The sequence below is a fragment of the Pseudorhodobacter antarcticus genome, assembly GCF_900110135.1.
Lineage (GTDB): Bacteria > Pseudomonadota > Alphaproteobacteria > Rhodobacterales > Rhodobacteraceae > Pseudorhodobacter > Pseudorhodobacter antarcticus.
Genome location: NZ_FOCO01000088.1, coordinates 1 through 5,232, shown reverse-complemented (window position 1 = coordinate 5,232; position 5,232 = coordinate 1). Strand labels below are relative to the sequence as shown.

6 protein-coding genes are annotated in these 5,232 nt (G+C 57.2%); 4 read left to right on the top strand and 2 right to left on the bottom strand.

Features of this window, described 5'->3' with window-relative positions:
• Together BMY36_RS18785 and BMY36_RS18780 are read left to right on the top strand one after the other, a co-directional pair.
• Nucleotides 1–284: transposase (locus BMY36_RS18785; RefSeq protein WP_336469883.1), on the top strand; the 284-nt coding region annotated here is incomplete at its 5' end.
• A gap of 377 nt (nucleotides 285–661) precedes the next feature.
• Nucleotides 662–1,930 (top strand): DNA polymerase IV, encoded by a 1,269-nt coding sequence (locus BMY36_RS18780; protein ID WP_050518274.1) that lies wholly within the window; start codon nucleotides 662–664, stop codon nucleotides 1,928–1,930.
• Between the two features lie 62 nt (nucleotides 1,931–1,992).
• Here the strand turns inward: BMY36_RS18780 and BMY36_RS18775 are convergent, their stop codons facing one another.
• Nucleotides 1,993–2,472, bottom strand: a complete 480-nt coding sequence (locus tag BMY36_RS18775) for a fasciclin domain-containing protein (RefSeq protein ID WP_050518273.1) — start codon at nucleotides 2,470–2,472, stop codon at nucleotides 1,993–1,995.
• Between the two features lie 184 nt (nucleotides 2,473–2,656).
• Nucleotides 2,657–3,094, bottom strand: a complete 438-nt coding sequence (locus tag BMY36_RS18770) for a DUF302 domain-containing protein (protein WP_050518272.1) — start codon at nucleotides 3,092–3,094, stop codon at nucleotides 2,657–2,659.
• 170 nt (nucleotides 3,095–3,264) lie between these two features.
• Here BMY36_RS18770 and msrP point away from each other — a divergent pair, with 170 nt between their 5' ends.
• Together msrP and msrQ are read left to right on the top strand one after the other, a co-directional pair.
• Nucleotides 3,265–4,185 (top strand): protein-methionine-sulfoxide reductase catalytic subunit MsrP, encoded by a 921-nt coding sequence (msrP, locus tag BMY36_RS18765; RefSeq protein WP_050518275.1) that lies wholly within the window; start codon nucleotides 3,265–3,267, stop codon nucleotides 4,183–4,185.
• 3 nt (nucleotides 4,186–4,188) lie between these two features.
• Entirely contained in the window at nucleotides 4,189–4,785 is a 597-nt protein-coding gene (msrQ, locus tag BMY36_RS18760; RefSeq protein ID WP_050518271.1) for a protein-methionine-sulfoxide reductase heme-binding subunit MsrQ, read from the top strand.
• Nucleotides 4,786–5,232: the final 447 nt, after the last annotated feature.

The window sequence follows — 5,232 nt, the reverse complement described above, 5'->3', positions numbered from 1 at the left end:
CGCCGCGCAAGAACGCCAAGCCATGGAAACCCGACACTCCTGGCGCGATCGCGCGGAACGAGGCCCTCCGCGCGTCGAAACGCTTCGGCCGGACGATATGGCGACGATGGAGCGGCTATCACCGCCGAAGCCGCGTCGAAACAAAGATGCACTGTGTCAAACTGCTGGGTCAGCGCCTTATGGCGCGGGACTTCGACCGTCAGGTCGCGGAGTTCCAAGTTCGTGTTGCCGTCCTGAACGGCTTCACCACTCTCGGCACGCCCATTACAGAAGTCGTGGGATAAGTCTGTCCGGGGATAGGGGAACCCTCACCGTCAGACCATTTGTGCAACAGAGCCCAGTAAAATGCCAAAGTCGTGCTGGGGCTGTGTAAGTACAGGGCGTAAGGAATCAATTTGTTCGGGCACGATCTAAATACCTCAATTCGATTTGTTATTTTGGGAGTGTACTGTTCACGGTGTCGTTGAGCAAGTTCGGTCACCGTAGGGTGGGGTTCCATCCCACCATCCCCTCCCCAAATCGCACCTCACACCCGCAATCCAAACCCTAATAAATCCTTAACAAAAAACCAAAACCACAACAAAACCAACACCTTAACCGCCGCATCGCGCGCGATGCGCACCCCGTTTCGCACCCGAAATCGCGGTGCTATACTAACCCCATGACCGCCCTGTGCCGCGCCTGTTTCACTCAATTCGAACCCGGCCCCGGCCTGGCCCCAAAACGCTGTCCGGCCTGTCGGTCGCCGCGCGTCCTGTCCCACCCCGAACTCACCCAGCTTTCCATCGCCCACATGGATTGCGACGCCTTTTACGCCAGCGTTGAAAAACGCGACCACCCCGAATACCGCGACCAGCCCCTTATCGTGGGGGGCGGCACCCGCGGCGTCGTCTCCACCTGCTGCTACATCGCCCGCATCAAAGGGGTCCGCTCCGCCATGCCGATGTTTCAGGCCCTAAAACTCTGCCCCGAGGCGGTGGTGGTAAAGCCCCGCATGGCCGAATATGTCGCCGTTTCCCGCGAAATTCGGGCCATGATGGAAGCCCTCACCCCCGCCATTCAACCCCTTTCCCTTGATGAGGCGTTCCTAGACCTCACCGGCACCGCCCGCCTGCACGGCGCCCCCCCCGCCGTTTTGCTGGCAAAATTGGTCCGCGATATGGAGGTGCGGCTGGGCATCACAGGCTCCATCGGATTGTCGCACAACAAATTCCTCGCGAAAATCGCGTCCGATCTTGATAAGCCGCGCGGATTTTCGGTGATCGGGCGGGGTGAAACCGAAAGCTTCCTAAATTCAAAACCCGTCTCCATCATCTGGGGCGTCGGCACCGCCACCCGTGCCGCACTCGAAAAGGCGGGCATCCGAACCATCGCGGACCTCAAACGCTGGGACCGCCCCGACCTGACCGCCCGTTTCGGCTCCATGGGGGACCGATTGTGGCACCTTGCTCGCGGCCTTGATACGCGCCCAGTCAGCCGGGATGAGGCGGTGAAATCCATATCAAAAGAAACCACATTCAACGAGGATATTAGCGACCGTGATTTGTTGGAGGGGCATCTGTGGCGGCTGTCCGAGCAAGTGTCCGACCGGGCCAAAGCGCGCGAGCTGGCAGGGCGGACGGTGACGTTAAAGCTGAAATCGGCCGATTTCGCGTCGATCACGCGGCGCCACAGCTTGAACAGTCCCACCCAAACGGCCGACCGGATTTACCGCGAGGCGGCGGCCCTGATGGCGGCCTATCGCGACCCCGGCCCATTTCGCTTGATCGGGGTGGGCATCGCGGACCTGTGCCCAGAGGGGCAGGCGGACAGCAGCGGCGATTTGCTGGACCCGGATGCAGGCAAGCGGGCGGCGGCGGAACTGGCGACCGACAAAATTCGCGCCAAGTTTGGGCAGGATGCGATCATAAAAGGGCGGGCGTTGAAGTAGCCGCGCCAAACAAAAAGGCCCGGTGCGCGATGCACCGGGCCAATCTTTGCAATCGTTTCCGATTACATTGGGGGCATAAGGACCGTGTCGATGACGTGGATCACACCGTTTGTTGCCTCGATATCGGCAGTGACGACATTCGCGCCATTCACTTTTGCGCCGCCATCCAAAGTGATGGTGATGTCTTTGCCGTTAACGGTTGGCGCTGTCATGCCTTCGGTCAAGTCGGTCGACATCACTTTGCCTGCCACAACGTGATAGGTCAGGAGTGCTGCCAGCGCGTCCTTGTTTTCTGGCTTCAGCAAATCATCGACTGTGCCGGCTGGCAGGGCTGCGAAGGCTTCGTCCGTTGGGGCGAATACGGTGAACGGACCTTCGCTCTTCAGCGTGTCAACCAAGCCTGCTGCGCCAACGGCTGCAACCAGCGTAGTGAAAGTGCCTGCGCCCACTGCGGTGTCGACGATGTCCATGTCAGCTGCGAATGCTGCGGTGGACATCAAGGATGCTGCTGCGGTCAGGGCGATAAAGGTTCTACGGATCATGTGTCGTCTCCCTAAGGTTAAATCGTACCAATGTGACTTGGTAAATGGGAAACGCAGCGCGCGGCACTTTGGATCATAGAAAACGCTTTTGTGATCTGCCTTGAAACGGCGTTGCCCCATCCCATGAGGGCCGCTTTTTTGCGGTATTTGGCCGTTTTGATCACGGCGATGTTATCTGCGCATATTAATCCAGCCCCAAGGCATCGGCCACAATGCTTTCCAACAGGTCATTCACCGGGGCCATACTGCCGGAATGGGTTTGATGGCTGACGGTCACGCGGCCCGGCGTATCGGGACGTTCAAAGATGCGGATCGCATAGGGGCAGAAGTTGAAATTGTCTGGGTTCGCCTCCATCACTTGGCGGCTGATGGTGGCAGAGCAGAATTCATACACATCCGCCGCGACAAACAGCACGGTGTCGCTGCCCACATCGGCGCGGGTGCGTTCCAACATCTCGCCAGTATGGGAGACGTGGTCTATTACCAGCCCTTTGGACAGGATCGCGCTTTCAATAGCAAAGGCGATATCATCAAAAGGGCCATCGGTTTGATAGGTTTTGAAATCTTGTGCGTTGGCGGTTGCGGCCATGCATAGGGTGATAAGGATTGCGGTTTTATACATATGGTCCTGCTTCGTTGCGGCTAAGTTGTATTCTGCCGTTTGAATATGTTTTTTGCAATGGCTTTGCGGCTGCCCATGTTTCAACGCCGTGCCGTGAATGTGAGACTTCTTTAAGTGTATTTTTCTGCCAAGCCGTTATCGTTGCTCCAAAGCAAATGCAGGAGCGTGCGATGACAAAGGGTTTTAACGGCAAATTGGGGTGGGCGGATGTGACGCCAAAGGCGCATTGGATCAATCGCCGTGGGCTGATTGCCGGGGCAGGGGCGATGATGGTGGCGGGCACTGCAGGTGCGAAAATCCCGACAGTGCCAAGCGCGTTTTCCACCGATGAGGCGCCCAACACCTTTGAAGAGATCACGACCTACAACAACTTTTATGAGTTTGGCACCGCCAAGGAGGACCCGGCACGCAACTCTGGCGCCTTCAAGCCCGACCCGTGGTCGATTGAGATTGATGGGTTGGTGGACAAGCCCGGTAGTTATGATCTTGCCGACATCTTGGGCGGTGTGACGCTGGAGGAGCGGATTTACCGGTTCCGCTGTGTGGAGGCGTGGTCGATGGTGATCCCCTGGGTTGGGTTTGAACTTGCGACATTGCTGAACCGTGTGGGCGTGCAGCCGAGCGCGAAGTATGTGGCGTTTGAAACCATCGTGCGCCCAGAGGAGATGCCGGGCCAGCGCCGGGAGTTGCTGGAGTGGCCATACCGTGAAGGGTTGCGGCTGGACGAGGCAATGCACCCGCTGACGATTATGGCGACAGGACTGTATGGCGAGGCGATGCCAAACCAGAACGGCGCGCCCATCCGTTTGGTGGTGCCGTGGAAATACGGGTTCAAGTCGATCAAGTCGATTGTGCGTATCAGCCTGATGGACCGGATGCCGCCGACCACTTGGAATATGTTGAACGCGCGGGAATACGGTTTTTATAGTAATGTGAACCCGAACGTGGACCATCCGCGCTGGAGCCAAGCATCTGAACGCCGCGTGGGCGGGGGGCTGTTTGCCAAGCGGATTGATACGCCGATGTTTAATGGCTACGGCGAACAGGTGGCGGGGCTGTATACTGGCCAAGACTTGACCAAGGATTATTGAGCCTTGGACGTTGCCATCAACACTGCGCTGCGCCGGGTGCCGCCGCTTGCCATATATATAGTGGGGGTGATGCCGTTGGCGTGGCTGGTGTGGCTGCTGGTGGACGGGCAGCTGGGGGTTGATCCGGTGAAACGGATTGAACACCAGCTGGGGGAGTGGGCATTGCAGCTGTTGGTGGCGGGGTTGGTGATTGCGCCGCTGCGCCGGTACACTGGGATTAACCTAGTTCGGTATCGCCGGGCCATTGGGTTGCTGGCGTTCTTTTATGTCAGTTTGCATCTGGCAACGTGGCTGGTGCTGGATATCCAGCTGCGCTGGGCCGAGATTTGGGCAGATATTGTAAAGCGTCCCTACATCACTGCGGGATTTGTGGCCTTTGTGGCGATGATTCCCTTGGCGGTGACATCAAACAACGCATCAATCCGACGTTTGGGGCCGAAAGCATGGCAACAATTGCATCGGCTGACGTATTTCGCGGCGATTGCGGGGGCTGTTCACTACCTTTGGTTGGTAAAAGCGTGGCCGCCGGAGCCGATCATCTATTTGATTCTGGTCATTTTGTTGGTTTTGACGCGAATCCTGCCCCGCGCTGCGCGGTGATTCCTGCGGGATGTGGGTGGGGTGCGATTGGCGGGGGTGTTTTTTGCCGATTTAAGGGCGAAATTTGTGCCATTAGTTTCGCAAACCACTGCATATAGCGTAACTTTTGACCTTAAAAAGAAAATGTCATTTTTCTGTCTTTTTCCACTTGCGGGTGTTTGTCGTTGGACCTAGAAGCTGCCTTACCGAAACGAAGACGGTTGGAAACGATCGGAAGCGGCGGCGGCGGGGATCTGGAAGGGTTCGGGAATTTTGGAGATACGGCGGTTGTTACGCTAAGAGATTAGCGTGGCGGTTGTTTTTGTCTTCGTGCTCTTTGACATTGATATTATCTGAAGAGATATGTGGGCGGTTTGGACGTTTCGATGGACGTACCGACGCATATCGGCCTTGTAGGGAAGTTGACGCAAGTTAATGGACCGATGATCAAGGTGACAAGCTTCACTG